The organism is Enterobacter roggenkampii (genome assembly GCF_001729805.1).
Taxonomy (GTDB): Bacteria; Pseudomonadota; Gammaproteobacteria; order Enterobacterales; family Enterobacteriaceae; genus Enterobacter; species Enterobacter roggenkampii.
The window spans coordinates 2,575,203-2,601,496 of sequence record NZ_CP017184.1 but is presented as its reverse complement, the minus strand read 5'-3'; the positions used below and the strand labels follow the sequence as shown (position 1 = coordinate 2,601,496).

Annotated in this window: 32 protein-coding genes and 1 pseudogene; 29 read left to right on the top strand and 4 right to left on the bottom strand. The window is 51.8% G+C overall.

The genetic code is table 11. From position 1 onward, the window contains the following. Positions 1-93: 93 nt before the first annotated feature. From BFV67_RS12200 to BFV67_RS12150, 11 genes and pseudogenes are all read left to right on the top strand, one after another. Positions 94-351 carry a transcriptional regulator gene (locus BFV67_RS12200; RefSeq protein WP_044158265.1) on the top strand — a complete coding sequence of 86 codons (258 nt, stop codon included), beginning with the start codon at positions 94-96 and terminating at the stop codon, positions 349-351. Further along, on the top strand, positions 351-803 hold the full coding sequence (locus BFV67_RS12195; protein WP_069598421.1) for a toxin YdaT family protein: 453 nt from the start codon (positions 351-353) through the stop codon (positions 801-803). Before BFV67_RS12200 ends, BFV67_RS12195 begins: the two co-directional genes overlap by 1 nt. A gap of 22 nt (positions 804-825) precedes the next feature. Beyond that, positions 826-1,743 carry a helix-turn-helix domain-containing protein gene (locus tag BFV67_RS12190; protein WP_084833292.1) on the top strand — a complete coding sequence of 306 codons (918 nt, stop codon included), beginning with the start codon at positions 826-828 and terminating at the stop codon, positions 1,741-1,743. A 2-nt stretch (positions 1,744-1,745) separates the two neighbouring features. Next, positions 1,746-2,486, top strand: a complete 741-nt coding sequence (locus tag BFV67_RS12185; RefSeq protein WP_069598420.1) for an ATP-binding protein — start codon at positions 1,746-1,748, stop codon at positions 2,484-2,486. A 17-nt stretch (positions 2,487-2,503) separates the two neighbouring features. Beyond that, positions 2,504-3,160 (top strand): DUF1627 domain-containing protein, encoded by a 657-nt coding sequence (locus BFV67_RS12180; protein ID WP_069598419.1) that lies wholly within the window; start codon positions 2,504-2,506, stop codon positions 3,158-3,160. A 200-nt stretch (positions 3,161-3,360) separates the two neighbouring features. Continuing rightward, positions 3,361-3,480, top strand: a pseudogene (locus BFV67_RS23340) (DUF977 family protein); the annotation flags it as partial. 125 nt (positions 3,481-3,605) lie between these two features. Beyond that, positions 3,606-4,622, top strand: a complete 1,017-nt coding sequence (locus BFV67_RS12175) for an SMEK domain-containing protein (RefSeq protein WP_069598418.1) — start codon at positions 3,606-3,608, stop codon at positions 4,620-4,622. 630 nt (positions 4,623-5,252) lie between these two features. Then, positions 5,253-5,471, top strand: a complete 219-nt coding sequence (locus BFV67_RS12165; protein ID WP_069598417.1) for a hypothetical protein — start codon at positions 5,253-5,255, stop codon at positions 5,469-5,471. A gap of 144 nt (positions 5,472-5,615) precedes the next feature. After that, positions 5,616-5,912, top strand: a complete 297-nt coding sequence (locus tag BFV67_RS12160) for a Ref family recombination enhancement nuclease (protein ID WP_069598416.1) — start codon at positions 5,616-5,618, stop codon at positions 5,910-5,912. Beyond that, positions 5,905-6,273 (top strand): RusA family crossover junction endodeoxyribonuclease, encoded by a 369-nt coding sequence (locus tag BFV67_RS12155; RefSeq protein ID WP_069598415.1) that lies wholly within the window; start codon positions 5,905-5,907, stop codon positions 6,271-6,273. Before BFV67_RS12160 ends, BFV67_RS12155 begins: the two co-directional genes overlap by 8 nt. Continuing rightward, the gene (locus BFV67_RS12150; RefSeq protein WP_069598414.1) at positions 6,266-6,622 is read left to right on the top strand and encodes an antiterminator Q family protein; all 357 of its coding nucleotides are present in this window, start codon (positions 6,266-6,268) and stop codon (positions 6,620-6,622) included. Before BFV67_RS12155 ends, BFV67_RS12150 begins: the two co-directional genes overlap by 8 nt. Before the next feature lie 4 nt (positions 6,623-6,626). Here the strand turns inward: BFV67_RS12150 and BFV67_RS23335 are convergent, their stop codons facing one another. The 3 genes from BFV67_RS23335 to BFV67_RS12140 are packed head-to-tail and all read right to left on the bottom strand — an operon-like array spanning position 6,627 to position 9,052. Continuing rightward, a complete protein-coding gene (locus BFV67_RS23335; protein ID WP_235610597.1) occupies positions 6,627-7,712 on the bottom strand; it encodes an MBL fold metallo-hydrolase in 1,086 nt (361 codons plus the stop codon). Positions 7,713-7,730: 18 nt separating this feature from the next. Continuing rightward, positions 7,731-8,339 (bottom strand): hypothetical protein, encoded by a 609-nt coding sequence (locus tag BFV67_RS12145; RefSeq protein ID WP_069598413.1) that lies wholly within the window; start codon positions 8,337-8,339, stop codon positions 7,731-7,733. Continuing rightward, complete coding sequence (locus tag BFV67_RS12140) at positions 8,336-9,052, bottom strand: hypothetical protein (RefSeq protein WP_069598412.1); 717 nt, start codon at positions 9,050-9,052, stop codon at positions 8,336-8,338. Before BFV67_RS12140 ends, BFV67_RS12145 begins: the two co-directional genes overlap by 4 nt. 618 nt (positions 9,053-9,670) lie before the next feature. Between BFV67_RS12140 and BFV67_RS23330 the strand changes: the two genes are divergently transcribed. From BFV67_RS23330 to BFV67_RS12125, 4 genes are all read left to right on the top strand, one after another. After that, entirely contained in the window at positions 9,671-9,862 is a 192-nt protein-coding gene (locus BFV67_RS23330; RefSeq protein ID WP_071965094.1) for a hypothetical protein, read from the top strand. Positions 9,863-10,462: 600 nt separating this feature from the next. Further along, positions 10,463-10,765 carry a hypothetical protein gene (locus BFV67_RS12135; RefSeq protein WP_069598411.1) on the top strand — a complete coding sequence of 101 codons (303 nt, stop codon included), beginning with the start codon at positions 10,463-10,465 and terminating at the stop codon, positions 10,763-10,765. Then, complete coding sequence (locus BFV67_RS12130; protein ID WP_069598410.1) at positions 10,765-11,301, top strand: lysozyme; 537 nt, start codon at positions 10,765-10,767, stop codon at positions 11,299-11,301. Before BFV67_RS12135 ends, BFV67_RS12130 begins: the two co-directional genes overlap by 1 nt. Continuing rightward, entirely contained in the window at positions 11,298-11,816 is a 519-nt protein-coding gene (locus BFV67_RS12125) for a hypothetical protein (protein ID WP_069598409.1), read from the top strand. Before BFV67_RS12130 ends, BFV67_RS12125 begins: the two co-directional genes overlap by 4 nt. A gap of 412 nt (positions 11,817-12,228) precedes the next feature. Here BFV67_RS12125 and BFV67_RS12120 read toward each other — a convergent pair whose 3' ends face one another. Then, entirely contained in the window at positions 12,229-12,726 is a 498-nt protein-coding gene (locus BFV67_RS12120) for a hypothetical protein (RefSeq protein WP_047074764.1), read from the bottom strand. Positions 12,727-13,138: 412 nt separating this feature from the next. On the opposite strand from BFV67_RS12120, the gene BFV67_RS12115 reads away from it, so the two are divergent. The 14 genes from BFV67_RS12115 (at position 13,139) to BFV67_RS12050 (ending at position 26,291) form a co-directional block, all read left to right on the top strand. Next, complete coding sequence (locus BFV67_RS12115; RefSeq protein ID WP_069598408.1) at positions 13,139-13,633, top strand: DUF1441 family protein; 495 nt, start codon at positions 13,139-13,141, stop codon at positions 13,631-13,633. Next, positions 13,633-15,753, top strand: coding sequence for a phage terminase large subunit family protein (locus tag BFV67_RS12110; protein WP_069598407.1), 2,121 nt, complete (start codon positions 13,633-13,635; stop codon positions 15,751-15,753). Before BFV67_RS12115 ends, BFV67_RS12110 begins: the two co-directional genes overlap by 1 nt. Continuing rightward, positions 15,753-15,968 carry a hypothetical protein gene (locus tag BFV67_RS12105; protein ID WP_032663383.1) on the top strand — a complete coding sequence of 72 codons (216 nt, stop codon included), beginning with the start codon at positions 15,753-15,755 and terminating at the stop codon, positions 15,966-15,968. The genes BFV67_RS12110 and BFV67_RS12105 overlap by 1 nt, the downstream gene beginning before the upstream one ends. An 8-nt stretch (positions 15,969-15,976) precedes the next feature. Next, a complete protein-coding gene (locus BFV67_RS12100; protein ID WP_069598406.1) occupies positions 15,977-17,497 on the top strand; it encodes a phage portal protein in 1,521 nt (506 codons plus the stop codon). Further along, the gene (locus tag BFV67_RS12095; protein WP_418251747.1) at positions 17,445-19,547 is read left to right on the top strand and encodes a ClpP-like prohead protease/major capsid protein fusion protein; all 2,103 of its coding nucleotides are present in this window, start codon (positions 17,445-17,447) and stop codon (positions 19,545-19,547) included. Before BFV67_RS12100 ends, BFV67_RS12095 begins: the two co-directional genes overlap by 53 nt. A 70-nt stretch (positions 19,548-19,617) precedes the next feature. Beyond that, on the top strand, positions 19,618-19,953 hold the full coding sequence (locus tag BFV67_RS12090; RefSeq protein ID WP_069598404.1) for a DUF2190 family protein: 336 nt from the start codon (positions 19,618-19,620) through the stop codon (positions 19,951-19,953). Beyond that, a complete protein-coding gene (locus BFV67_RS12085) occupies positions 19,953-20,309 on the top strand; it encodes a head-tail joining protein (protein ID WP_032663389.1) in 357 nt (118 codons plus the stop codon). Before BFV67_RS12090 ends, BFV67_RS12085 begins: the two co-directional genes overlap by 1 nt. A 1-nt stretch (position 20,310) precedes the next feature. Beyond that, positions 20,311-20,973 carry a hypothetical protein gene (locus BFV67_RS12080; RefSeq protein ID WP_032663392.1) on the top strand — a complete coding sequence of 221 codons (663 nt, stop codon included), beginning with the start codon at positions 20,311-20,313 and terminating at the stop codon, positions 20,971-20,973. 8 nt (positions 20,974-20,981) lie between these two features. Next, positions 20,982-21,536 (top strand): hypothetical protein, encoded by a 555-nt coding sequence (locus BFV67_RS12075; RefSeq protein ID WP_047074781.1) that lies wholly within the window; start codon positions 20,982-20,984, stop codon positions 21,534-21,536. After that, positions 21,529-22,146, top strand: a complete 618-nt coding sequence (locus tag BFV67_RS12070; RefSeq protein ID WP_069598403.1) for a phage baseplate assembly protein V — start codon at positions 21,529-21,531, stop codon at positions 22,144-22,146. The genes BFV67_RS12075 and BFV67_RS12070 overlap by 8 nt, the downstream gene beginning before the upstream one ends. 38 nt (positions 22,147-22,184) lie before the next feature. After that, complete coding sequence (locus tag BFV67_RS12065; RefSeq protein ID WP_069598402.1) at positions 22,185-23,654, top strand: phage tail sheath C-terminal domain-containing protein; 1,470 nt, start codon at positions 22,185-22,187, stop codon at positions 23,652-23,654. Continuing rightward, positions 23,651-24,157 (top strand): phage major tail tube protein, encoded by a 507-nt coding sequence (locus BFV67_RS12060; RefSeq protein ID WP_032663397.1) that lies wholly within the window; start codon positions 23,651-23,653, stop codon positions 24,155-24,157. The genes BFV67_RS12065 and BFV67_RS12060 overlap by 4 nt, the downstream gene beginning before the upstream one ends. Before the next feature lie 58 nt (positions 24,158-24,215). After that, complete coding sequence (locus tag BFV67_RS12055; protein ID WP_032663398.1) at positions 24,216-24,503, top strand: phage tail assembly protein; 288 nt, start codon at positions 24,216-24,218, stop codon at positions 24,501-24,503. A gap of 114 nt (positions 24,504-24,617) precedes the next feature. Continuing rightward, on the top strand, positions 24,618-26,291 hold the full coding sequence (locus BFV67_RS12050) for an AAA family ATPase (protein ID WP_069598401.1): 1,674 nt from the start codon (positions 24,618-24,620) through the stop codon (positions 26,289-26,291). Positions 26,292-26,294 lie beyond the last annotated feature (3 nt).

Here is a 26,294-nt window from a genome sequence, read left to right as displayed (position 1 = left end):
CAGTCATTTTGATTAGTAATTTCTAAACAAGCAAAAACTTGACATAAATGTTTAGTGGTTTATAAACTTACAACTCAACACACAGGAGCGATTATGCAACTCAATGACTTTTTAAAAGCTGGTGGGCCAAAGATCCGCAAGGAGCTGGAGCAACACCTCGGGATATCGAAATCTTACCTCTCCCAACTTGCAACGGGGCGGGCTGCTATTTCGCCAAGCCGCTGCATCGTTATCGAGGCTTTCACCAATGGAGAGGTTTCTCGTTCTGATTTGCGTCCAGGCGATTGGGCCGAAATTTGGCCTGACTACGAGCCAAAAAATAGCACGACAAAGCAGAAGGATACTGACTGATGGAAATCAAAAAAATTGCATGTGAGCTTGAGTCCTGGGCGCAGGAAAAGGGATGGAAGACGGTGACGCAGCTGATAACCCTGCATCACTTTGGCGATCTGCTTCAGTCACTGGATGACGTTTCGGATCCGGACGAGTACGCGCGCCGGCTGCACAACAACAAGCAGATTATTCAGCGTGCGTTCCGCAACGATACACCTAACTACCTGAAACAGGCGGAAGCGCTGAGCTATGCCATTCGTACCGCTATTGATAACGAACTGGCGCAGAAGGAATGCATGCACTACCGGGCGGCCAGGGTTAACAAAGAGTGTATCGAAGCCACCAATGCGGTCTTCACAGGCAAGCCGCAACCGGTAATCCGCCGCGAGACTCTGGAAGCTATCGACGCGCTGGCGCAGATGGTCGGCGTCAAAGTGAAGCTGGTTTCAGCTTGTTCAAACGTAGCCTAGTTCAGTTGTATCGAGGTGTTCTATGAGCATGGAACTGATGGTTCAGGCGATGAAGGTCAAGGTAGGAAACCCGCTTCGTAAGCTGGTCCTGCTTAAGCTGGCCGATAACGCAAGTGACCAGGGCGAATGCTGGCCGAGCTATCAGCATATCGCTGATCAGTGTGAGATTAGCCGTCGTTCTGTCATGAATCATGTTGCCGCGCTTTGCGAGTCTGGACTGATGCGAAAAGAGACCAGATCGGGGCCGAAAGGCAATGGCAGCAATTTCTACCGACTAACCCTGAGCGGTGCAAATACCAGTGCGAGGGTAGTGCAGGATATTCACCAGGATGGTGAAGCAAATTCACCATGGGCTGGTGCAGGAAATTCACCAGATGGTGCAGCTCGTTCACCAGGGGATAGTGAAGGAGATTCACCCAGAATCAGTCACTCTTCTGAACCAGTCAAAGAACCAGAAAATAATTCTCGTCCGGATGCTTCGCAGTCCGACGGGAAGATATCAAAAGCAGAATTTATAAATCGTCACCCGGAAGCAGTGGTTTGTTGCCCTGCGAAACGCCAGTGGGGTAGCCAGGAAGATTTGACCTGTGCGCAATGGATTTGGAAGCGCGTGCTGAAACTCTACGAGGAGGCCGCAACCTTTGACGGAGAGATCGTTCGTCCGAAAGAGCCGAATTGGACGGTCTGGGCGAATGACGTTCGTCTGATGCGCACCATTGATGGCCGTAGCCACAAGCAAATTTGTGAAATGTTCAAGCGCGTTCAGAGCGATACGTTTTGGGTTCGCCAGGTTAAATGCCCGGCCAAACTCCGCGAAAAATGGGATGACCTGATTATCCGCCTGTCGGCACCGGGCACAGGGCATCACCAGGCTGGTGGACGGGATATCAATCAGATCTCCCGTCCAGATAACACTGTTCCGCCAGGATTCAGGGGGTAAGCATGCAAAACGCAGGTTCGATTCTCGATCGCCTTCGCCGTGTGATTCCGGCAGGCATTGAACCCAAATTCAAAAACGCAGCTGAGCTGATGGCCTGGCAGCGCGAAGAAGGGCAAAAGCGCGCAGCGGAGATCGACAAGATCAACCAGCAGGCGCGGGCAGAGAAAATTTTCGGGCGATCCGGAATCCAGAACCTGCACCGTAGCTGCAGCTTCGCGAATTACACGGTCGAGGGCGACGGCCAGCGGCATGCTCTGAGTATGGCAAAGAGCTATGCGCAAAATTTTGGTACCGGGTTCGCCAGTTTCGTTTTCACCGGAAAGCCTGGTACCGGGAAAAACCACCTTTCAGCGGCGATCGGAAATTATCTGCTGAAACAGGGCCGAACGGTTTTGATTGTGACGGTGCCGGATCTGACCCTGCGCGCCCGGGCCTGCTACGACGAAGGGCAGTCTGAAGCCGCGCTGCTGGACGACCTCTGCAAAGTGGATCTGCTGGTGCTCGACGAAGTCGGCATTCAGCGCGACAGCCGCGGTGAGAAAGTTTTATTGAACCAGATTATAGATCGCCGCCTGGCCGCAATGCGCCCGGTTGGCGTTCTGACCAACCTGAATTACGACGCGCTGGTAGAAACCCTGGGTGAAAGGGTTGTTGATCGCCTGCGTATGGATAACGGCATTTGGGTGAACTTTGACTGGGAGAGCTATCGCGGAAACGTTAGCCACCTGAGATCTGTTAAGTGATTTTTGAGGAGAAAATTATGGAATCAGTAATCGACGCACTGAAAGCAATGGGTAAAGCAACCTACCTCGATGTAGCAGCCCGCCTGGATATCGAGCCCGTAGAGGCACTGAAAATGCTTCGCGAGCAGAAGGAAGAGGGGTTGTGCGATTTCTGCGATGGATCATGGTCGGTGGGTACCGCGAAAGAGCATACGCCGAAGCGTATCAGACCCAAGCAGCCATCGCCGCTTGTGGAAAGGGTGCTGTCAGCAATGCAGGGCCAGGGAGCCATGACCGCTAATCAGGTCGCAGAAAAGCTGGGTAAAGGTTCGCGAGCCCTGAATGCATCGCTGGGTGCAATGTGCAAGGACGGTCTGGTTCTGCGCCATGTGGACGGTAAAAACATCACCTGGAGCCTGGCGGGTGAAGCGGCAATACAGCCAGAGCAGCATGAGCCCGCAGCAGCGGAAGCCAAGGCCGCACCGGCTCAGGAAAGCAAAAAGCTGGAGGAAATTATTGGAGATATCCCTGCTTTCGCCAGCCGTCCGGATGATCTGATTATTCCATCATCGCGCTATATCTCGACTGAAATCCGACGCACGAAAGCGAAGCTGGCTAACCTGCAGCGTCTGCAAGGAGCCGTTCGCGAGCTGCGCCGCCACAAACATCTGCTGCAGGGGCTGAGAAATGACTGATTTACCGAAATGCCCTCAATGCGGCATGGCTCCTTCACTGAGAGTTCGCAGCAGGGGAATGAACTGGGGTTCGGCAGAGGTCCGCTGTTCTAACGGTTGCCCTGGCGTCCGGGCGGGATTTTCGTTCCCGCCTGATGGAGAGACAGCGGCTCGGCAGAGGCTTCAAGGAAAATGGCGAAAGCTGGTAGGAGGGTTTAACGATGCCAAGACCAAAAACGCATGAAGAGCTCACAGTGATAATTAATAGGATTGTCGAGCTGGTGAAAGAGCAAGTGCGCATTACAACGAATGACGTCGTTAAGATGTTTGATCTGAAGCGTTTTTCGCACTAAATCAACGCTTAAACCTCAATTTTGCTGGCGCATGCATTATTAATACTTTAACCATTAACCTTAGTTTGAAGGTAGAATTACCACGACTTTTAACTCCTTGCGAAGGATCGAACATGCTAGAACGTAAAAAACAAAACGAACAATTGACTCTCGCCTTAGCGAAGTTGAGCACACATATTTCTTTTAATTCTAAACAATCTATGTTTGACAATAACAGGGTGATGGAGACGATTCTTCCAACCTTACTAAACCAGTTATATGGCTATGCACTGATGGATCTAAATACGATTAAGCATAACCATCCTGCAATAGATTTGGGGGATGCTTTCAAACGTCTAGCAGTACAAATTACATCTGATGGTAGCAAGGATAAGATGGTTACCACATTGGATAAATTCAAAGCGCATGGCCTAGATAAAAATTACGACACGATTTGGTTTTTAATCATTTCAAATGCGCAAAAATGTGAGTTTACACGCAAGGGATTTAATATCAGTGTTAAGAATCTCGCTGATATTGCCCAAGACATTTGCCAGTTGCCGAAGGAGCGATTTGAACCGATTTTTGCTTTCTGCAAAAACCAATTCAAAGACTATTTCCAAGAAAATAGTGTAAGTGTACTAGCTCCAGCTGTAGTTTCTTCCAGTAATCCAGCAGAGACCATAACTAACTTTTTAACTGCAAACGATCTGGTTGACTTGTCACCATGGCAAACAAATGCAACTCACGAAGATATACGCAATGACTTAATAGACTTGAAACAGCGACTATCAGAGTTGAACGACGATCAGCGTTGGTTTATCTACCAAGTTATGAAATGGTCTATTGAGCATCAGAACATGCCTGAATACTGTATGGTTCCTCTTTCTGTTATTAAATCAGGAAAAAATAGGGCCGACCAGGAAGTTGTGCGAACTACAGTCGAATCTCTTGAAAGTATCAAGATGGCGTACTACGTTGAAGAAAGCTATGAATTAAAAACGAATGCCTTTTCAGTGCATTTTGTAAATAATGAACATATAGAAGAATTCGATTACTTTTCGGCAATTGCGACGTTCTTGAAAAAAACAGAGCAGAAAGATCTTCTTGACCGTATAGTTGTCCATTGCGACTTCTCAGTTATCGACTAAACCTGCAGGCCTAGAAACCCAGTCGTGGCCGCTTCCCGTCCACTGAACATCACATATCTAGTGTCTTTCAGATTGACTAAATCCTCACATGATTATACTGTTTATATGTACAGTGTTTCATGTGGGGTTCCATTATGGGCTTTTCATCTCCAGCAACAGACTACGCAAAGCTGACATTCACTTTCACCAGTCTTCGCGGCTATGACGGCAACTTCCGAACCATCGAAACATCAGCCGGGTACGCAATTATAAACGTTGCCAGAAAGCCGGAACGGGTGACTTAGTCATGGTTTTGTTCCGTGGCCGTCTGGACTTAGTAAAAGTTCAAGGGAAAGCGCTGATAACTCAGGATGGAGAGGCTATTGAGGGCGATGCGCTGGATGATGCAACCGTTATGGGAGTGGTGACGCACCTCCTGAATCGTGTGACTGATACTGACAGGCGGCCTGTGATTTAAAAAATCTGATCTGATTCCTGTGTATTAAAGCCGATCGGTTAGAGAGAACAATTTCGTCGAATTGCTCTCTCTAACCTATAAGACGTCTGGTTAGCGGAACCTTTAATTGAAATAGTGCGCAGGGAGATCAAGGACAACCACCGAAAGGGGAAACCATTTTTAGGGAAGTGCCCATGAAATTAAATGAATTTGCCGCGAGTTTAACCAAAGACGGATTACTTGTTTTGAATCTGTCCGATGGTGAAATAACAGACTACCTCGTTACCAATAACGCTTTACGCACGTTGATTCGCCGGGAAGGTAATCGAATTTCAGCGCGGGTCCTCAGTGATGATGAGCGGATAATCAACCTTAAGTCCCTGCCAGAAGCACTTAAGGTTCTCAAGCCGTAATTGTTGATTTATAATAATCAAACGGGCTGAACACCCACTGATTACTGCGCCAACCTGAGGAATCAAAATGGCGCAGAGAATTACCCTAAACAATTCTTACCGCTCGTCTGTGTGCGGTGTTTCTGCTTATGCTGGTGGTCCGGCATGAAGAAAGCAGATAGCCTCCATCTTTCGCGTGTGGCCGCACTGGGCTGCATCGTGTGCAGAAACCAGAACCTGGGCGAGACGCCCGCGGAAATTCACCATATCCGAACCGGGCAGGGCACAAGCCAGCGCGCTGACCATCGAAAATCAATTCCCCTGTGTCATATGCATCATCGCAACGGCGGTTATGGTGTGGCGATTCATGCTGGCCGCCGCACCTGGGAAATGAAGCACGGCACAGAAGCTGAGCTGCTGGTGCAGGTGCTCTATCTGCTGGGCGAGGGCGCCCATGCCTAAATACATCATCACCCCTGTAGGAAAACCCCGCATGACCCGCGCTGATAAGTGGAAGCAGCGCCCGCCGGTGATGCGCTATCGCATGTTTTGCGATGAAGTCCGCCTTCATGGAATCCAGGTGCCGGAGAACGGCGCCCATATCACCTTCGTTTTACCGATGCCGCAGAGCTGGAGCAAGAAAAAGCGAGCGTCTATGGACGGCCAGCCCCACCAGCAAAAGCCCGATCTGGACAACTTAACAAAATCTCTGTTGGACGCCTTGTTTGAGGATGACTCCCACATTTGGGACGCCCGGACATCAAAAGTATGGGGCGAAACCGGAATGATAATTATCGAAAATATTGGAGAGAAAAATGCGTGATATGTATGAGGTAATGGACCGCTGGGGGGCCTGGGCTGCAGCTGATAGCAGTGGAGTAGACTGGCAACCAATAGCTGCCGGGTTTAAGGGGCTGCTACCTCATGGTAAAAAAACTCGAATTCAGTGTGATGATGATGAGGGGATTAGAATCGACGGGTGTGTTGCGCGGCTTCGCAAATTTATGGCTTCTGAACACGAACTGGTGATCGCTCACTTTGTGATTGGTATCTCTCTGAGAGCGATTGCGAAGAAACGGAAATGCTCGGATGGCACGATCCGGAAAGAACTACAAACAGCCCTTGGGTTCATAGAAGGCACATATTCTATGCTTAAAGAGCTAGGGGCGTAAGCCCCTATAAAGCTACTGCTGCGAACTTAACTTCTACAACTGGGCTTGGGGTCAGACAATTGTTTATAGCTACTATCCCAAACTTGTTGTTGCGGTTGGAAAAAGACACTGAGCTATTCATTTTTTTTAGGATTTTCAATGCCTCTGAGGTTTTTGATGAAGTTTTATCTTGGTCATCATTACTTTTAGGCAACGAAGTGCAATACAATGCAGACGATTTAGACTTATATAGATCGATCATATCTTGTCGTGGGAGAGCAGATTTATCGTATGTAGTCATAACAGATATAGGTCTTTCTCTGATTAGTTTCTCCCACGTATCTTCATGGTAACCAGTTCTAGACCCATGGTGAGGTAATTTGAATAGACCAGCTAAGTTTGGCTCAGGTCTGCTAATTGCATTACAAACTGAATCCCATCCAGAGTTTTTGCTCACTTCAAGGTCTGCACCCAATAGAATCTCATTATTAGTTGAGGTCGGGGAGAATACTCTTGTTACAACACAATAATGATTTGGGTTTACCAACTTCGCCGAAGTGGCAATTTCGCTGAAGTTAGATGATATTTTGGTTGAATTCGCAAAATCAAGATTCGAATTTGTTATATCTACATCACTCGGTGAGAGTGAATAGACTTGGACACTGGCATGACTACGATAAAGAGTGCAATCTTTTTTCGCGTGAACTAATCGATCATCCTTATGCAAAGCTGGGAAAAGAGACATTACCTTATTAATCTCTTTTGTTTTAGCCATTTCCTCGCCATTTTTACTTAAAGCTGCTATATAGCTTCGAAACTCTTGGGTATTTAAAGCAGCACTAATAACTACTTTAGATTCAGAACAGTTTTGGATAATGTCATAGATGCCTTTGATGTGATCGTCGTGAAAATGACTAATAATTATTAGTTTCACTTCTTTAGGATCTATGCCGCGAGAAAGTAAATAATCGAGAGCAGCCGGTTTTTTATCGTCATTCAAACATGAGTCAATTATCATCCATTCTTCTAAACCTAGGCGAACTGCGATTGATTCACCTATCCCTTTACCAAAAATAACTGTTTCACATGCAAACTGTTGAACCGTGGACACCTACATTCACCATATTATTTATATGTTTTTCAGAGAGTTATGCCCAAAAACGCGCCTGAGTCTAAATTCAGAGACTCTTTTCTCCTGACCGAGCAAGGTTCTTTCAACTCCAACATACCAATAGAAAATAGCGCTCTCGACTAATCTTTTTTGATCACTTTTACTAAATTCATCCGAGGAAAAAGTAATTTCATCGATTATTTCATGAGAGCTAATATCATAAATGCGAGCATGTATTTCCTTATGATTTTTACAATATGTTACTTCGTCTATAACACCATATGCATCTAAAGCTTTATCAAGAAATGTTATTTTTTCTTTAGCTCTGGCTTTTAGTTTCTTATAGAAATCACTGCTTGCTGTTGTTTTTTTTCTTTCAGATGCTTGAGGTTGAGAAATTGTTATTTCAGCAATACTTGTAGAATATGTCAGTCCTGTCGGTGAGAAATGATTTTTGACTTTATTTTTCTCTAATGTCTGCGAGAACTCTTCTAATATCGTTCTATGTAATGGTTCATTATTAATGTTGAGACTTTTGACAATCCTCTCAATGTTTCCTTCTTTTTTAGTAACATTAAATGTATCGCTAGGGCTTTGTATTTCCTTTAAACAGGTAATTGTGGTCATGATAGAATCCGATTGAACATCTGTTCGTGGCTCACCATATCGTTTTTAACTGCTTCAGCGATATGCCGTTGAATTGCTTCTGGCAAAGTTTGAGTAAAATCTACAGCATTTTTTCGGTCTTCAACAACCAAATCATGGTTGTATTGAACATTCAGACCTAATGTTTTAGGGTTAGACTTTCGGTAAGGGGCATAGGTGACATTTATAGTTTCATTGAAAATTGCATCATCGCTTTTATTAGTATTCTGTATAGCTACGATTAGTGTTCGCATGCCATAATGATATGCTGCGTCTTCTTGCAATATTTTTGAATTATTACTTTCAATCCAGTGGTTTTTAGGAACTAGAGTATCTCCTAATTTATTCCATTCATCTTCGTCAGTGAAATGATAATCAAATAGAGTGTTAATTCCAACAGCTTGTGTTTCTGCATGTTGAAACATAGCAAAAATAGAAGAGGTTAAATCTGCTAGAGAACTTTCTAAACCCGTTTTGGTTAGTTGAAAAACAGCTTTAGTTGGTGTGCAATTTATTTCTACCCAGCCATAGTCAGTAGTAATAGAATCTCCATCAAATGATGTTGCACAATTGGAGAGATCTTCTTCTCTTAATAAATCATATCTCTTAAACCACTCAGGGGAAAACATCAAAGGCGTGATGATATTTGAGATCCATACAACATTAAGTGTATGTTTTATAAGCTTAAATGTCATAAATGCATGTGTCCGTTAGATGGACGCCTAATTTCCTTAAGGCATAGCTACCGCACGATTGTTTTTATAAAACAACCCCATTGATAAGTTTTGCCTATTGATTTTTATCCCTATAGGCTGCATGAAACATAGCAAAAAGCTAACGCGTACGCAAAAACTATCGTAACCTGCTAAGAGTGGTTACTACGTTACACAGCTTAATCATCGAAATCCTGCCAAAAATGGTAGGGTTTATCTTTTTCAGGCTCCAGCCGTGAGGCATGTTTTTACCAACGCTGGTATCTATGAATTGCAAACCGATAACTTTCTTGGAAGCCAGTAAAGACGTTCATTGTTGCTCGTATGCTATAGTTAATACGGCATTCGATACTGAAAAAACTGGGTGGGGATACACCCGTTACGCAGAGACAACTGCATGACCCCTGACCAGTAAACCCTGCTGGTCTTTTTTTGTACACCTTTTAGCTCAGCGTTAGTGCCGGAAGCTTCTGCTTCTTTGGTTCGGTGTTCGGGGCCTCGATGGTGGACAAGTGTATTACTTAATTCACGATTCAGTATTTCTAACGCCACCGTGCAGAATAAAAAGCTACACTCTCTTTGATGAACGGAGGGCCTGGCATGAAAGAAGGGTATTACTGGATCCAGCATAACGGAAAAGTTCAGATAGCTTATTATTCTGATGGCGTGACCGAAGACCTGGAAACAGGTCAAACGATTAACGGTGTATGGCACCTAACGATTGGTGATGACATTTGTCACGATGGTGAGGCCGAAGTTCTACAAGGTCCGCTTTCTCCACCTACAAGCTAATAACATTTATTGCACTGTATTCATTGAACTTCATCGGTTTCGAACTATTCTTTCAAATATCCGGTGGAATGGATATGGAAGTGCTTTGTACATAGTGCTTTTACTGACAGCGTGCATGCTGTTAGCGTCTGGTTGCCTGCTCGCTGAGTGGGCTTTTTTTTGTCCAGAAATTACGCATTGACCTTAAGAATGATTAGCGCGTAAATTATTTCAGTGGTGAATCCTTTCTAAGCGAAAGGGCGTTCCAGCCAACTGCTATCTGCAGGTATGCGCGCGACTTTGCTGGCTGGAGTAAAGTCACCGGGAGGCACCCGGCACCATGACAACAACAATACAAATTTCAAATTCCTTGAGAGCCTGCCATAAAAAGCAGGCCTTTTTTTATGGTTTTGTAATCTGCTGCTACGCTTTGAGTTGTGGGATGTGCCTACCTCTCAGGTGGTTCTCCTGAGCCTATAGTGAATCAGCCGATACAGCTTCACTTCTGAGCATAGGTCTCACTCACACCTACCTTACAAATAGTCAACTCATTAGCCCGCCTTCAAAAGCGGGCTTTTTTTATTCTCAAAACAGCACCCGCACACAGCGAGGTGAGAGACGATGAAAATGAATGATTCAGGGAACATCTTCACGCAGTTCTTTGCGTGGGTAGCAGCTCTGGCGTCTGCCATTGGATTTACCACTCAGGATCTGGTGTTCATGTTCTTTGGCGCTGCAGGTCTGCTTATCTCGCTTGCCTCCTACATCAACGGAAGGGTGGATGCACACCGCAGGCGTAGAGAAGACGAGAAGCGAACAAAAATGGTCAATGACTACCTGAAAGGGGTCGGTGATAAACCTCTGCATGAACGCCCAGCTGCGGCAAGCGTAGTTGTCGAGGCATTACAAAAGGAAGGTGAGTAATGGGGAACCGGGCAAAGTTGAGCGCGGCTGTTCTGGGGTTGGTGCTTGCTGGCGCATCTGCACCGACAATCCTCGATCAGTTCCTGAATGAGAAAGAGGGGAACAGGCTCATTGCATACAAAGACAGCGGAGGCATCTGGACTATTTGCCGCGGCTCCACAATGGTTGACGGCAAGAAAGTGGTGCAGGGTATGAAACTGACGCAGGCGAAATGCGATCAGGTAAACGCCATCGAACGAGATAATGCGCTGAATTGGGTAGAGCGCAATATTAAGGTGCCACTGACCGAACCTCAGAAAGCGGGTATTGCTTCGTTCTGCCCGTACAATATTGGCCCTGGTAAATGTTTCCCCTCGACGTTCTACAGGCGTATCAATGCTGGTGACCGGAAAGGGGCCTGTGAAGCTATCCGCTGGTGGATTAAAGATGGTGGCCGCGATTGCCGCCTGACCAAAGGCCAGAAGAATGGTTGCTATGGGCAGGTCGAGCGGCGCGATCAGGAAAGTGCGTTGGTGTGCTGGGGGCTGGACCAATGAAAATTAATCCTGGTCTTATCGGCGTTCTCGTTATAGCTGGCCTGTCAGTCGCTCTCGTTAAGAGCTGCTCAGACGCCAGTAGACTTCAGAGCGCTAACGACGTTCTGCGAAGTGACAACTCTTTGCAGGGGCAGGTGATCGCCACCCAGGCATTCAACTTCAATCGATTCAATCAGGTTGCGGAACATGCCAACAGGCTTAACTCCCTGATCGACACTAGCACCGAAGAAACCGTAATCGAATACCGGGAGATTCTCCGCCGTGAAAAAACCTGTGATTTGCCTGTTCCTGCTGACATTGCTGGTGGGCTGCACGAATACGCGCACCGTCTACGTGCCAGGGCAATGCACACCGATACCAACAAGCCTGACTCAGCCGATGATCGTGCCGCTGCCGCCAGCTCAATAACATACTGCCAGGCTGTTTTGTGGATTAAGCCGCTGCTGGCTGTGATTGAGAAGGGCAACAATAACTTTGCTGGCATAAGGCAGATAGAGCTGGAAAGGAAATACTAGGGATGGCTCGTCCTTGAGCACACGGGTATTCCTGAACGACGACTTTACCTGACATAGCAAAGCCTGCGTTAAAGTTTAGAAAACACAGGATATTTAGCAAGTAAAGTGCTGCAATTCAAAAAAAGCCCCCCATAAGGAGGGCTACCGGAGTCTCAGTTTCACTTGCTCTTTTTATCGATGTTTCCCTGGAGTTGGCAAACTCCACATCAGAGTCCTGTACAGCCTGGCAGCCAGTCAGTAATCAACAAGCGTAAGCGGAAATGATTAAGATTTTACTTAGGTAGAAAGTGGTTTTTTAAAGCCAAAATACCTATCTGAACATGGCTTCAATGTTCTGGGCCGCAAGATGCAGAAAGACATCCTCGTTAAGTCAAATGCTGCGAACAAAAAATTAAAAGCTAAAGCGCATAGTTTAATCACACTCTTGCCGCTGCCGATCTAGTGTGTTAAGTGCCTTCATGTAAGCGCTATACGCTCCCTTAAATGTTTGTCCAGCCTGCGCAATTGCCGACTCTTGTAATTCTTCATTATCACCGGCGCTGTCTGCGAGATAAAAGGCCTTAAGAACGTTAGCCGCAACCATACCCAGCTCAGGAGGAGCGTAGGTCATTACTTCTGTTGCGCTTTGAACTACGGGTAACATATCTTTTCTCAGGTCGCTTCTGGTCATTGGGTTGGTTAATGCAGGAGAAAAGCCAAACGAAGTAACTGAAACCATAAATTGATTATATTTTTCTCTCAATAGTGACTCTTGCTTATCTAACCGAATAATGCAGGCTGTTTTGGAGGCATTGTGAGTTTGTAAATAGTTTCCATACAACCCCAAAAGCGCAGTAATGCTTACACCAAGTAAGGTACAGATTACGGGGAAAATGACATTAAACTGGTTTATCCGTGGGCGACTGCTCATGACCAAAGCTCCTTAGTTAACAACTCAATTTTCACTAATTAGTAAGTCCATATTTGCTTGCCATGATTTTAACACCAAGCTTCAGAACGTGGTTGGTAATCATTTTTTAGAGTCTCTTTACTTCCAGATTTGACCGCTTTTGTTAATTAATTTCCAGCTTGAGATATGAGGCTAACCGCCTCGATCAACAAGGGACTGGCAATTCTGGCGTCAAAACACACATGAGAATGAATCTCATAAGTAAAAGGTACTCCTGGCGATTATGAACACCGAGGGGGCGAGGACACGCGGAAAAAGCCAAATTTTTGCATTTTTATCGGCCATCACCACCACTTCAATTCATTGAAACATCGGGATAAAAATTTTCCCGGTGTTGATTCTGTTTGTTTTTTGTTCATCACTGGAGCCATTCATGGATCATGAATTAAAGCGACTGCAGCTTAACGTAAGCCAGCTGGCGGCCTTGTCCGGTGTGCATCGCCAGACTGTGTCATCCAGGCTGAAAAATGTCCGTCCGGCAGGTGGCAACGACAGCAACCTGAAACTGTATGGCCTGACAGATGTCCTTGCTGAGCTGATGAAAATGCCTGCCCCGGTAGCTGAAGGAGAAATGGAGCCTCAGGACCGTAAAGCCTGGTATCAGTCAGAGCGTGAAAGGCTGAAGTTTGAACAGGAAGTAGGAGAGCTTATTCCCGCTTCAGATGTTGCACGCGAGTTTGCCGAAATGGCGAAGGCCATGATTCAGGTTCTTGAGACGTTGCCGGATATTCTTGAGCGCGATTGTGCGCTTAATCCTGCAACGGTTTCCCGCGTCCAGTCGATTATTGACGATCTCCGCGATGAAATTGCCCGGCGGGTCATGAGTGACGAAGAAAAAGCAGAGGAGGACATCCTGGAGGAGGAATAATGTCGGCACTGGCGACCGCCCTCACATTGAAACGTGACACCGGACACCTGATTAAAGCGCCACGCAGAATGCCTGTATCAGTGGCGGTAGCAAAATATATGCGTGTCCCCACCTCCGGAGGTAATTCCGTCCCCTGGGATCCGATGGTGGCACCTTATGTTCTGGAGCCTATGGACTGCCTGGCATCCCGTGAATACGACGCCGTGATATTCGTCGGACCTGCCCGAACGGGTAAAACAAATGGTCTGATTGACGGATGGGTGGTTTACAACATCGTCTGTGATCCGTCCGATATGCTGCTGGTGCAAATGACACAGGATAAGGCACAGGAGCACTCAAAAAAGCGTCTTGCCCGAACATTTCGCTGCAGTCCGGAAGTCAGAAAAAACCTGAGCCCCCGGCGTAATGACAACAACGTTCACGATAAGTATTTCCTTTCAGGTAGCTTCCTGAAGATTGGCTGGCCATCCATCAATGTCATGTCGTCATCAGATTTTAAGTGTGTGGCGCTGACGGATTATGACCGATTCCCTGAGGATATTGATGGCGAGGGCGACGGCTTCTCACTGGCCTCCAAACGTACAACCACCTTCATGTCCGCCGGGATGACGCTTGTAGAGAGTTCTCCGGGGCGTGATATTCGTGACAGCAAATGGCGCCGCAAGTCTCCTCATGAAGCTCCACCGACGACCGGTATTCTTTCCCTGTACAACCGTGGCGATCGCCGCCGCTGGTACTGGCCGTGTCCGCACTGCGGTGAATATTTTCAGCCTGCTATGGAGTCCATGACCGGCTACCGTGATGAACCGGATCCGGTTAAAGCCAGTGAGGCGGCACACCTGCTTTGCCCGCACTGCAGCGGCATTATCACTGCGGATAAAAAGCGCGAGCTTAACGGCGCAGGAGTCTGGTTGCGGGAAGGGCAGAGTATTGACCGTGACGGCAATGTATCCGGCGAACCGCGGCGATCGCGCATAGCCAGTTTCTGGATGGAAGGACCCGCAGCCGCTTATCAGACCTGGGCGCAGCTGGTGTACAAGCTGCTGACAGCTGAGCAGGAGTATGAGGCCACTGGCAGCGAAGAAACCCTCAAGGCGGTAATCAATACCGATTGGGGGCTACCATACCTGCCGCGCGCAGCCAGCGAACAGCGGCGCGCCGATGTGCTGATGCAGCGGGCGGAGGATTACGGTAAGCGCCTGGTCCCGCCTAAGGTGCGTTTCCTGCTGGCGGCCGTTGACGTCCAGGGCGGCAAAAAGCGCCGTTTCGTCGTGCAGATTATCGGTTATGGCGAAAACGGTGAACGATGGCTGGTGGATCGCTACAACATCCGCCAGTCGCTGCGCTGCAATGAGCATGGCGAGGCGGAGCCGATCCACCCGGGCGCGTATCCGGAGGACTGGCAACTGCTGGTCTCCGATGTGCTGGAAAAAACGTATGCGCTGCAGTCTGACCCGGCGCGGCGTATGCCGGTGCTGGCGATGGCCGTCGACAGCGGCGGTGAAGAAGGCGTGACGGACAACGCGTATAAATTCTGGCGACAGTGTCGGCGTGACGGCCTGGGTAAACGTGTTTACCTGGTTAAGGGCGACAGCACAAAGCGTCAGAAAATCATTACCAAAACCCACCCGAATAATACTGAACGCAGCGACCGTCGCGCCGACGCGCGCGGCGAGGTGCCGGTGTATCTGCTTCAGACTGACCTGCTTAAGGACCAACTCAGCAACAACCTGGACCGCGAAACCCCCGGTGGCGGATACATCCATTTTCCTGACTGGCTGGGGGAGTGGTTCTACGAGGAACTGACCTATGAAGAACGCGGTGTTGATGGCAAATGGCGAAAACCCGGCAAGGGTGCCAACGAAGCCTTTGACCTGTTCTGCTATGCCCACGCCGTGGCGGTCCTGCGCGGTTACGAAAAAATTCGCGACTGGGAAAAACCGCCAGCATGGGCTGAGCCACAGGATCTCAATCCAAATATTCATGAAGGGGAATGCCCCCGGGAGATAACCGTGAAAAAAACAAAACCTGTGCAGTCGCCTGTCCAGGCTGAACCTGAAAAGGACACAGCCCTCTCCGGCAGTTGGCTCGGGTCTTCCGGTAAGGGAGGCTGGTTGTAGTGACGAAAGATGATATCTGGAAAACGCTGCTGATGGTGCGTCAGGCCTACCAGGACTCGCTGGACGGCAAGAGCATTTCTTTCACTGGCGTGAATGGTCGCGCCATTACCAACCACGATCCGAAAGCGTTGCGCGACGAGCTTGATTACTGGGAGCGGCGCTGGCGGGCGGTCAACCGCCGCGGCGGTTCGTACAAACTCGCTAACTTTCTGTAAGGCGTTCTATGGGCATTCTTGAAAGAACACTGGGGGCTATTTCCCCCGGGTGGGCTGCGGCACGCGCGCGGGACCGTCTCCGGCTTAATGCTTATGAAGCGGCAAACCCGTCGCGCCTGCACAAGGCGAAAAAACAAAGCCAGTCAGCGGACACCTCAGTGTTTGCTGCAGGTCAGTCCCTGCGGGAGCAGGCCCGCTGGCTCGACGAAAACCACGATCTGGTGATCGGCCTGTTCGACAAAATGGAAGACCGGGTTATCGGTGCCCACGGTATCCATGTTGAGCCCCAGCCCCTCGATCTGGAGGGAAACCTCCATTCCGATTTCGCCGGGCAGCTTTCGGCGCTCTGGGCGGAGTGGTCCGTGCGTCCTGAAGTGACCGGCATGTTTACCCGTCCGGAAGCCGAGCGCCTGCTGTTGCGTTCTGCGCTGCGTGACGGGGAAGTGTTCACGCAACTGGTCAGGGGAAACGTACCCGGCCTGCAGCATGCCACCTCGGTACCGTTCTCGCTGGAAATGCTGGAGGCGGATTTTGTGCCGTTCAACCTCAACAGCACAGCCGGCCAGCAGGTTCGCCAGGGCATCATCGTGAACGACTGGGGGCGTCCCGTCGGCTACCGCGTTTACAAATATCATCCGGCGAACATGACGCGGTTCAGCGCGGAACTTAAAACCGTCTCTGCTGACAACATGCTTCACCTGGCGCAGCGCAAGCGACTGCACCAGCTGCGGGGTATCAGCCTGATCCACGGAGTCATTACCCGTCTTTCGGACATCAAGGATTATGAAGAGAGCGAGCGCGTGGCCGCCCGTATTGCCGCTGCACTGGGCTTTTACATCAAGCGCGGGGATACACAGTCACTTGGTGATGACGGTGAGTTTTCAACCCCCGGCGGGCAGCGTCACTTCGATATCGCGCCGGGCATGATTTATGACGAACTCCGGCCCGGCGAAGACCTTGGCATGGTGGAGTCAAACCGCCCGAACGTTCATCTCTACGAATTCCGAAACGGGCAGATGCGGGCCGTGGCCGCCGGTACGCGCGGCAGTTATTCCAGCATTGCCCGGGACTATAACGGCACCTACAGCTCCCAGCGTCAGGAACTGGTGGAGAGCTTCGAAGGGTACAACGTCCTCCAGCAGTGGTTTGTCGGCCAGCACAGCCGGCCCGTTTACCGCGCATGGCTGGCGATGGCGTTGCTGAGCGGCATTGAAGTCCCGCCGGATGTGGATCCGAATTCTCTCTATAACGCACTTTATCTCGGGCCGGTGATGCCGTGGATTGATCCGGGCAAAGAGGCGAACGCCTGGAAAGCCATTGTGCGTGGCGGCGCGGGGACCGAAGCGGAATGGGCGCGGGCCAGGGGGAAAAATCCTCAGGAGGTTAAGCGCCAGCGACTGCGTGAAACTGAATTTAACCGTAAACACGGGCTGGTGTTTGATTCCGACGCCGCCAACGACAAAGGAGCGATGCCAGATGCAACGGCAAAACCAGACGATAAACGGCGTGAGCCGGACGATGATGATTAACCCCCGCGCCAGCCTGGCCGGTGTCGATGCGGCCAACGGTCAGTGCTGGTACGAAATCCGCGCGCTGGCTGCCGGACGGGTCGAAATTTTCCTTTATGACGTGATCGGCGGCTGGGGCATTACTGCCCAGCAGTTCGTCACTGACTGTAAAGAGGCGGGGGTGTTTGAGGCCAGCGCGGTGGATCTGCATATCCACAGTCCCGGCGGCGATGTCATGCAGGGCTTTGCCATCTACAACACCCTGTCCCGGATGAAAGCGAAGATCGATATCTGGGTGGACGGCGTGGCGGCCAGCATGGCCTCAATGATTGTCTGCCTGCCGGGCGCCACGGTGCACATGCCGGAAAACGCCTGGATTATGGTTCACAAACCGTGGGGCGGTATAGCCGGGGATTCTGACGACATGCGCGATTACGCCGCATGGCTTGATCGTAACGAAGCCCTGATGCTCAGCGCCTACATGAACAAAACCGGACTGGGGCAGGAAGAGCTGGAAGCGATGCTGAAAGCGGAGACCTGGCTTAACGGTGCCGAAGCGGTGGAAAAAGGTTTCGCCGACACGCTTGAACCTGAACTGCAGGCCGCGGCCTGTGTTAATGAAAATAAACTGAAGGATTACCAGAATATGCCAGAACAGATTAAATCTCTTTTCACGCCGCGCGCCGAAGCTCCGGTGAATCAGCCACCGCAACCTGCTCCGGTACAGGCAAACCTTACCTCGCCATCGACACAACAGCCTGCACCGCAGATGACAAATATCGATATCACCGCGCTGGCCCAGCAGCTGCAGCAGCAGATGCAGACGGCGAACGCAGAGCGTGTGAATTCCGTCTCAGCCGTATTTGAGGCGTTCCCGGCCTTCGCGACGCTGAAGGCTGAATGCCTGGCCGACTTCACCTGCAACGCTGAAAAAGCCCGCGATAAACTGCTGCAGGCGCTGGCGGCGGGCACCACTCCGAGTGCTGGTCCGGGCGCGATTCATCTTTATGCCGGTAACGGCAATCTGGTCGGTGATTCCATTCGCGCTGCAGTAATGACCCGAGCGGGCTATGCGCAAGCCGAAAATGATAATGCTTACAACGGTTACACCCTGCGCGAACTGGCACGCGCCTCCCTTGTTGATCGCGGTATCGGTATCTCCGGCGCTGGCACGGCACAGGCGATGGTCGGGCTGGCGTTCACCCACAGCAGCAGCGATTTCGGCAATATCCTGATGGATGTGGCACACAAAGCGGCTCTGATGGGCTGGGAGGAAGCCACCGAAACCTTTGAACAGTGGACCCGTAAGGGCACGCTGACCGATTTCAAAACCGCGCACCGCGTAGGTCTGGAATCACTGGCATCACTTCGCAAGGTCCGAGCCGGGGCAGAATATAAATATGTCACCATCAAGGATCGCGGCGAGCCAATTGCCCTGGCGACCTACGGAGAACTTTTCAGCATTGACCGGCAGACCATCATCAACGATGACCTGGACATGCTGACCCGTATCCCACAGGCAATGGGGCTTGCTGCGCGTGCCACCGTGGGCGATCTCGTTTGGGCGGTGCTGACCAGCAACCCGAAAATGTCCGATGGTAAGCCGTTATTCCACGCCGATCACGGCAACCTTGTATCCGCCGATCTGAGTATCGAAGGCCTGGATACGGCGCGTAAGGCGATGCTGCTGCAAAAATCGGGCGATCGCCGTCTGAATATTCGCCCGGCCTTTATGCTCACGCCAGTGGCAATTGAGTCACGGGCAAACCAGTTGATCAAATCAGCAAGCGTGCCGGGCGCGGATGCCAACAGCGGTATCGTGAACCCGATCCAGAACTTTGTGACGGTGGCCTCTGAGGCTCGCCTGGATGACAGCAGCCCGACGGATTACTACCTGACCGCTGCACAGGGACGCGACACCATTGAGGTGGCATATCTCGATGGCATCGACACCCCGTATCTGGAGCAGCAGCAGGGCTTCACCGTTGACGGCGCTGCGTTTAAGGTGCGTATCGATGCCGGGGTTGCACCGCTTGACTGGCGCGGCATGGTTAAAGTCACCAAAAAATAACGACCGTCTTCTGACGGTTTTTTTATATCCGGGGCGGCGCGTGCTGCTCCTTTTTTGTCTGGAGAGAAAAATGGCGAGAAATTATCAGCAGGACGGCAACACCCTTGATTTTCAGAATACCGGTGTGACCGATATTCATTCGGGGGACGCTGTGCTTTCGGGGGCGCTGGTGGGCGTCGCTCATGATGACATTCCGGCAGGGCTGTGGGGCGTGCTGCACACTACCGGCGTGTTCACTCTGCCAAAGGCTGCGGAAGCGGTCACTGTTGGTCAGAAGCTTTATCTGGCAGACGGTAAACTGACGGTGGAAGCGGGTGAGGAGGCTGCACCGAATCCCCTGGCAGGTACGGCATGGGCAGCCGCCGCGGCCGATGTCGATGCCGTTCCGGTACGGCTGGGTTATTGATGAACCGCTTTCGCCAGCGCCTGTTAAACGCGGATGCCCGGATCTCCCGGGCATTTGCCGAAGAGATTCCGGCAGTCCTCTCCATCGGCAGTGAGTTGCGTCCTGTCACCGTGATTTTTGAGACGCCAGACGCACCCGTGGACGTACCGGGCGGAGGTCAGATTCAGGATCGGGCCCCAGCGTTCAGCGCGATGACTGCCGATATCGCGGGGCTTGAGAAGCACCACGAGGTGGAAATTAACGGTACCACTTACCGCGTAACGCACGTTGGTGCAGATGAAGAAGGCCGCACTCGCGTCACCCTGGCTTATGGTGCACCAGGCAAACCGCAGCCGGAAATCAACAAGTGGAGCTGATATGGCACGTGAGTCCAGACTGCGACGGGACCTGCCCGTCGATATCGATGTGGATGCCATCTGGCGGATAGCGGAACAGATCGGAGCCACCCAGAAACAGTTTCGGGCAGCATATTCCCGCGCGCTGAGGCGTACGGCGACCACCCTGCGCAAGAAAGCCGTTGCTGACATGAAGGACGGCCTGGCGCCGCGCAGTCTGGACCTGGTGCGCCGGCGCCTGCTTTCCTTTCGTCTTGATCGTGCTTCACAGTCAAAACTGGATAACTTTCGTCTCTGGTTCGGCCTGAATGCCATCAAGGTGAAAGACCTTAAAGGCCGGATAAACGGCCGGGTGAGGCCTCACCATACCCGGCGGGATAAATCCACAGGGCGGTTTATTAAAGCGCGGCGCCAGGCGGAAAACGCCGGATTTACGCCTAAGGGCAGTCTGCTTTCTGCACGCACGTTTGAAAACGGTGAGGTGACTCGCTCCCGCAGGGAGAACAGGCGGACGGTGGTTATTCGCGATCCAGATACCCGGCGGACCCGCGAAGCGGAAGTCGATATTTATGAGCCGATGCTGAACTACATCGAAGATAACGCCTTTGCCGAGGCGATGGAGATTTTTATGCATCATTTTGAAACCGATCTGCGCGGGCGCGTGAAAGCCCGAATATCTGTCTGAGGTGGACCATGGCAGAGCCATTACTGCTGGGGCAGTATCACGATGCGGTCACTGGCGCACTGAAAAACATTGCGTGGGTACGCGACGCCGATGCCTACCCGGAAAAAAACGTGCCCCGCTTTACCGGGCTGACCACTCCGGCGGTGTATTTCTCCATTAATGGCTGGGAGCAGGACGGAGGTAACGAAGGGCAGCTCAACGTCACCCTGTCCTGCGATTTGTATGTGGTGGTGGATGCGGCTGGCGCGGGCGTCAGCAGGCCGGAAATTTTCCTGCGTACGGCGGCCGCCGATATCACCCAGTGGATTGACGGCCAGCTGTTCGGCCTGACCAGTCTGGCGCCCGCCGTGTTTATCGATGCATCACGTGATGAGTTTGATCCGCGCATGGACGATTACCTGGTGTGGCGCATTTCCTTCACACAGTCAGCGGCCTTTGGTGCGGATCCGTTTGCGCAGATCAATGCCCCGCTGAATGCCGTCTGGCTCGGTAAGGCACCAGATATCGGCCGGGCACATGTGGACGATTATCAGCTGATTTACGAGGCGAAACCCGATGAGTGATATCGAGGGCGATTTACAGCGCCGCCTGGCAAACATTGTCCGGCGCGGGGTTATTCATTCCGTTAAGCATGACGGTATACCGAAATGCCGGGTGGACCTGGGCGACATCACCACCACCTGGCTGCCGCTCTGCCAGGGCTTTTCGGGGACTAACCGGGCTGACTCCAATCCGTATGCGGTCGGGGATGCGGTCACGGTACTGTCGGAGGCGGGGGAACTCAATAATGGCCGGGTGTTTCCCGGCTGGAATACCGGCGGTCTGCCGGTACCGGAGGGCAGCGGCAGCGAGCATATCACCCGCTACGGAGACGGTACCGAGATCCGCTATGACCGTGCCGCGCATGCCCTGACCATCACCCTGGCGGAAGGCGGGACCTACAAAATTATCGGGAAAGGCACGCTCGACGGTCCGGTGGAAATCACCGATACCCTGACTGTACAGGGGAAAACGCAGATAAACGCCGACACGAACGTGGCCGGAAATATCGGTGCGACCCAGGAGATTTCGGACGGTACCGGGAAAATGAGCGGGATCCGTCAGACGTTCAATGGCCATGATCACCGGGGAGACAGTGGCGGTACGACCGGAAAACCCAATCAGAAAATGTGACCTGCTTCAGCAGGTTTTTTTATGCCTGGAGAAAATGAATGTCGAATTTACATGGTGTTGAAACGATCGAACTGACATCCGGCACGGTCGCGGTCATGACGATCCAGACGGCCATTATCGGCCTGGTGGGCACTGCGCCTGATGCCTCTGCCGGTACGCCAGCCAGTGCCAGTACGGGGACGCCAATCCTGGATAACGTTGTGGATTTTGCCGCGAAAATTGCCGGCAGGGCAGGAAACGTGGTGGTGGTTGAAGCTGTAGCCGGTATTCCCGATGCGGGGGATCCAGCGGAGGTGGGAACTTCCGCCGTCTGGGATGCTACGGGGCTTAAGCTGACCATCACGCTTGGCTGTGATGAAGCTGGCAAGCTGACGGCTACTCCCGCAACTGTTGTTGCTGCCGTGAGGGCAGTCGCAGACGTGAAAGTAACCGCAACGGGGGACGGTAGCGGTATTGTCTTACCGTTCAGTCTGCAGCTCGCTGGTGGCGAGGATGAGCCATTCCCCCTGAATACCCCGGTTGCAATTGTCGGTACCTCGATGCTCTCGCGTCTTGGGGACAAAGGCACGCTTAAGCAGGCGTTGACGGAAATCAACGACCAGCGAAATGCCCTGACCGTGGTAGTGCGTGTGGCGGAGGGGGCAGATGAAGCTGAGAAACGTGCAGCGGTGCTGGCCGGGATTGGCGCGCTGTCGTCGGCAAAATCCGTGACAACGTACCAGCCACGTATCGTCATCGCACCGGGATTCAGTGAGGATGATGCGGTAGGCAAGGCGCTGGAAACCGTTGCCGGCAAGCTGCGGGCTGTGGCGTATGTTGACTGTGAGTCCGGTGCCACGCTGCAGGAGGTTGTGCAGCGTCGGCAGTCTTATGGTACCCGCACCGAGCTGCTGCGTCCGCGTGTGCAGGTCAGCAACGCTGACGGTCAACTTGTCTATCGTCCGTATTCTGCGTTTGCGGCGGGGCTGCGTGCCCGTATCGACTTTGAGAAGGGCTGGTGGTGGAGTAAATCCAACCAGGACATTAACAACATCCTCGGCGTGGAGCAGATTGACGAGTTCATTCTGGGCGATGAAAACTGTGATGCGAATCTGCTCAACATGCAGAACGTGTCCACCATTATTCGCCGTGCAGGGTTTAAGCACTGGGGGAACCGCCTGTGCGGTACCAACCCGCAGTGGCGCTTTGAATCTGTTCGCCGTACCGCCGACGTCATCGAGGACAGTATCCAGGAAACGATGCTGGAGTACGTTGACCGCCCGCTGGACCGGGAAAACGCCGATGACATTATCGGCACCATCAATGCCTATATGCGCCAGCTGGTCGGGCTCGGTGCCATCTTCGGCGGACGTGCCTGGCTGGATGAGGAGCTTAACACCGCTGAGAGCATGGCGGCGGGCGTGCTGTACATCAACTATGACTTTGGGCCGAAATCGCCGACTGAGCTTATCAGCCTGCGCGTCCGGGTGAATAACAACTATGCGCTTGAGGAGATGCTGGCAGCATGAGCGAAAAAAACACATTACGCGTCTGGACCTTCTTCCGGCAGGGGGTCCGCATACAGGGGGCGCATGAATTCACCCCACCGACACTGTCCATTGTCAAAACTGATTTGCGTACCGGCGCGCAGGATGCGCCGTCCCCCGTGGATGACGGCATGGAGGCCCTGACCTGTCAGCTGAAATTCTACGGTATGGATACGGACATGCTGACCGCCTTCGGTTTTGTTAGCGGCAGCCGCCCGCGCTTTACGGCCTATCAGGGCTATCTGGCGAACGGTACCGCGCTTGGCACCGTCGAGGAGATCGAAGGCTTTGTGCAGACCGTTACGCCGGATGCGCGGGGCAAGGACAATTTGTCCGAGAACGCCATCACGGTGGAAATCGCTGTGAGCTATTACCGCCAGACCAAAGACGGCAGGGAGCTTTTTGCTATTGATACCGAGCGCTTCGCGCGCCGGGTGAATGGTGTTGATGTACTGTCTGGACTGGCGGCGAAGGTCCGCCTCTGATTTTTCAACTGAACATACCAACGGCCTGCGGGCCGTTTTTACTTTTTAAGGATTATTTATGAGTTTTCCCGGTGAAACCCGCGTGATCAAACTGTATTCCCCTGTTTCGATTGAGAACGGTGGCTTACTCGAACAGGTGACGATACGCGAACCGCTGGTGCGTGACCGCATCGCTTTTTCCAAAGACCACGGCAGCGAAGAAGAAAAAGAAGCGCGCATGATTGCGTTATTGTGCAACCTCAGCGAGCAGGATATCTGGCAGCTCACAGCGGCGGATTATGCGCAGCTGCTGGACGCATTTAATGTTTTTATGCTCCCGCCCGCGGATCGACCGAAAGAGGTCTGATGCGGGCGATACGCTTTCTCGGGCGGCGCCTGCATTTTCCCATGGCGGAATACCTGGACATGCCATTCAGTGTGTTTTCTGATTTTCTCACCGACGAAGTGGAGGCGGTAAATCGTGGCCGGATTAAGCCAGAACCTTAAGGCCGTCATAACCTTTGGCGGCAATATCGACAGCTCCTGGAGCCGTTCAGCGAACGGTCTGCAAAAAAGCCTGAAGGATGTCGGGAAGCAATCAGAAAAACTGACCAAAGACCAGGCGAAGCTGGCGGCGGAAATTAAGAAAGCAAAGCTTGCCGGGCGGAGCCTGGGCGATCTGAAACGCCGTTACAACGATGTGTCCCGTGAAATCCGTAAAACGGAGTCGGAACAGCAGAAGCTAAACCAGCAGATGCAGAAGGCGCAGAGGCTGGCGTCATTTAAGGGGGCAGGTAAAGGATTGTTTCGCCGCGGTCTGGGTATCGCCGGACAACTGGGCGGAATGGTGGCACCGGGACTGGCGATCGGCGGCGGCGGGGTTGTGGCCTCCGCACTGGGCACTCTGATTGCCCCGGCTGCCACCAACGCGGAAACGGCCAGACGCGCCGGCGTGGCGAAAAGCTATGGCGTCGATATCCCGACGTTTGATGCATGGGACACCCTCGCAAAACAGTACGACATGAACGGAGAGAATATCGGCGATCTGTTTGAGGAGTATCTGCACAAGGCGGGGGAGTACAAGCAGAACGGCAAACAGGGCTCGCTGCAGGATGCGTTTGAAACGCTCGGTTTTAAGGCGGGAGATTTAGCGGGGCTCAGCGATATGGCGCAGTTTGAAAAAATCGTCGAGCGTGCGCTCAGTCTGCAGGATGAGTCAAAAGCCTCGTTTGCTCTTGATTCGCTGTTTGGCGGCGAGGCCAGCAAGCTGCTGATGCTGCTGAAGCAGTCCGGGAAAAGTTACCGCGACCTGATGGACGAGCAGCGTCGGTATAACCTCGTCACGAAAGAGGGGGCTGAAGGCGCGATGGCGGGCAATCGTGCCATTACTAATCTGCAGACCGTTTTCTCTTCTGCACTGGCGGAAATCTCCGGCCAGCTCGGTAACGAACTGGTGCCGGATATCCGACGCCTGACTGACGATATGGCGGAGTGGTTTAAAGGCGGGGGGATCAAACGCATCGTCAGTTTTCTACGCAATGATCTCTATCCAGGCGTGCTGACGTTCGGGCAGGGGATCGTTTTCGTCGGGAAAGTGGCGTATGCGCTGGCGAAAAAACTGTCCTGGCTGTTGCCGGATGAGCGAAGCGATCAGCGTGATGTGCTCAAATCGCTGGCCATGACCGGCTCGGTCGATATCGCCCGCATGACGGCGCAGCGTAACGGCCAGGGAGAGTGGTTCGAACAGCAGCTCAAAGAAAAACCGGGTCTGCCGGACGATGTGAAAAAATCGTACCGGGATACGCGAGGTATCTTCAGTGATGACAATGAAAGCTTTGATAAGTCACTGGATAAATATATGACACCGGAAAACAGCGGACCGCTGTTTGGCCTGGATAGGGCACAGAGTAATAGCGCGTCGGCTTCCGGCGACGGAGGTTACTGGGATGCACTTCTCCAGCGCCTTGATACAGCCGACCAGCAGCCACAGGCAAGGCAGCTTACTGACAACCGGAAATTCGAATACCGTTTCGAAATTAACGGAGCACCCGGACAAAGCGAGCAGGGTATAGCTGATGCGGTCGAGGGGGTGACGAAAACCAGCCCGGCGTTTACGGGTAACAGCAGCATGATGGACGGAGGACAAATCTGGTGAGTG

Coding starts and splice junctions, on each gene's coding strand:
- BFV67_RS12200 (WP_044158265.1), top strand. CDS start 94: ATGCAACTCAATGACTTTTTAAAAGCTGGTGGGCCAAAGATCCGCAAG.
- BFV67_RS12195 (WP_069598421.1), top strand. CDS start 351: ATGGAAATCAAAAAAATTGCATGTGAGCTTGAGTCCTGGGCGCAGGAA.
- BFV67_RS12190 (WP_084833292.1), top strand. CDS start 826: ATGAGCATGGAACTGATGGTTCAGGCGATGAAGGTCAAGGTAGGAAAC.
- BFV67_RS12185 (WP_069598420.1), top strand. CDS start 1,746: ATGCAAAACGCAGGTTCGATTCTCGATCGCCTTCGCCGTGTGATTCCG.
- BFV67_RS12180 (WP_069598419.1), top strand. CDS start 2,504: ATGGAATCAGTAATCGACGCACTGAAAGCAATGGGTAAAGCAACCTAC.
- BFV67_RS12175 (WP_069598418.1), top strand. CDS start 3,606: ATGCTAGAACGTAAAAAACAAAACGAACAATTGACTCTCGCCTTAGCG.
- BFV67_RS12165 (WP_069598417.1), top strand. CDS start 5,253: ATGAAATTAAATGAATTTGCCGCGAGTTTAACCAAAGACGGATTACTT.
- BFV67_RS12160 (WP_069598416.1), top strand. CDS start 5,616: ATGAAGAAAGCAGATAGCCTCCATCTTTCGCGTGTGGCCGCACTGGGC.
- BFV67_RS12155 (WP_069598415.1), top strand. CDS start 5,905: ATGCCTAAATACATCATCACCCCTGTAGGAAAACCCCGCATGACCCGC.
- BFV67_RS12150 (WP_069598414.1), top strand. CDS start 6,266: ATGCGTGATATGTATGAGGTAATGGACCGCTGGGGGGCCTGGGCTGCA.
- BFV67_RS12145 (WP_069598413.1), bottom strand. CDS start 8,339: ATGACCACAATTACCTGTTTAAAGGAAATACAAAGCCCTAGCGATACA.
- BFV67_RS12140 (WP_069598412.1), bottom strand. CDS start 9,052: ATGACATTTAAGCTTATAAAACATACACTTAATGTTGTATGGATCTCA.
- BFV67_RS23330 (WP_071965094.1), top strand. CDS start 9,671: ATGAAAGAAGGGTATTACTGGATCCAGCATAACGGAAAAGTTCAGATA.
- BFV67_RS12135 (WP_069598411.1), top strand. CDS start 10,463: ATGAAAATGAATGATTCAGGGAACATCTTCACGCAGTTCTTTGCGTGG.
- BFV67_RS12130 (WP_069598410.1), top strand. CDS start 10,765: ATGGGGAACCGGGCAAAGTTGAGCGCGGCTGTTCTGGGGTTGGTGCTT.
- BFV67_RS12125 (WP_069598409.1), top strand. CDS start 11,298: ATGAAAATTAATCCTGGTCTTATCGGCGTTCTCGTTATAGCTGGCCTG.
- BFV67_RS12120 (WP_047074764.1), bottom strand. CDS start 12,726: ATGAGCAGTCGCCCACGGATAAACCAGTTTAATGTCATTTTCCCCGTA.
- BFV67_RS12115 (WP_069598408.1), top strand. CDS start 13,139: ATGGATCATGAATTAAAGCGACTGCAGCTTAACGTAAGCCAGCTGGCG.
- BFV67_RS12110 (WP_069598407.1), top strand. CDS start 13,633: ATGTCGGCACTGGCGACCGCCCTCACATTGAAACGTGACACCGGACAC.
- BFV67_RS12100 (WP_069598406.1), top strand. CDS start 15,977: ATGGGCATTCTTGAAAGAACACTGGGGGCTATTTCCCCCGGGTGGGCT.
- BFV67_RS12095 (WP_418251747.1), top strand. CDS start 17,445: ATGCAACGGCAAAACCAGACGATAAACGGCGTGAGCCGGACGATGATG.
- BFV67_RS12090 (WP_069598404.1), top strand. CDS start 19,618: ATGGCGAGAAATTATCAGCAGGACGGCAACACCCTTGATTTTCAGAAT.
- BFV67_RS12085 (WP_032663389.1), top strand. CDS start 19,953: ATGAACCGCTTTCGCCAGCGCCTGTTAAACGCGGATGCCCGGATCTCC.
- BFV67_RS12080 (WP_032663392.1), top strand. CDS start 20,311: ATGGCACGTGAGTCCAGACTGCGACGGGACCTGCCCGTCGATATCGAT.
- BFV67_RS12075 (WP_047074781.1), top strand. CDS start 20,982: ATGGCAGAGCCATTACTGCTGGGGCAGTATCACGATGCGGTCACTGGC.
- BFV67_RS12070 (WP_069598403.1), top strand. CDS start 21,529: ATGAGTGATATCGAGGGCGATTTACAGCGCCGCCTGGCAAACATTGTC.
- BFV67_RS12065 (WP_069598402.1), top strand. CDS start 22,185: ATGTCGAATTTACATGGTGTTGAAACGATCGAACTGACATCCGGCACG.
- BFV67_RS12060 (WP_032663397.1), top strand. CDS start 23,651: ATGAGCGAAAAAAACACATTACGCGTCTGGACCTTCTTCCGGCAGGGG.
- BFV67_RS12055 (WP_032663398.1), top strand. CDS start 24,216: ATGAGTTTTCCCGGTGAAACCCGCGTGATCAAACTGTATTCCCCTGTT.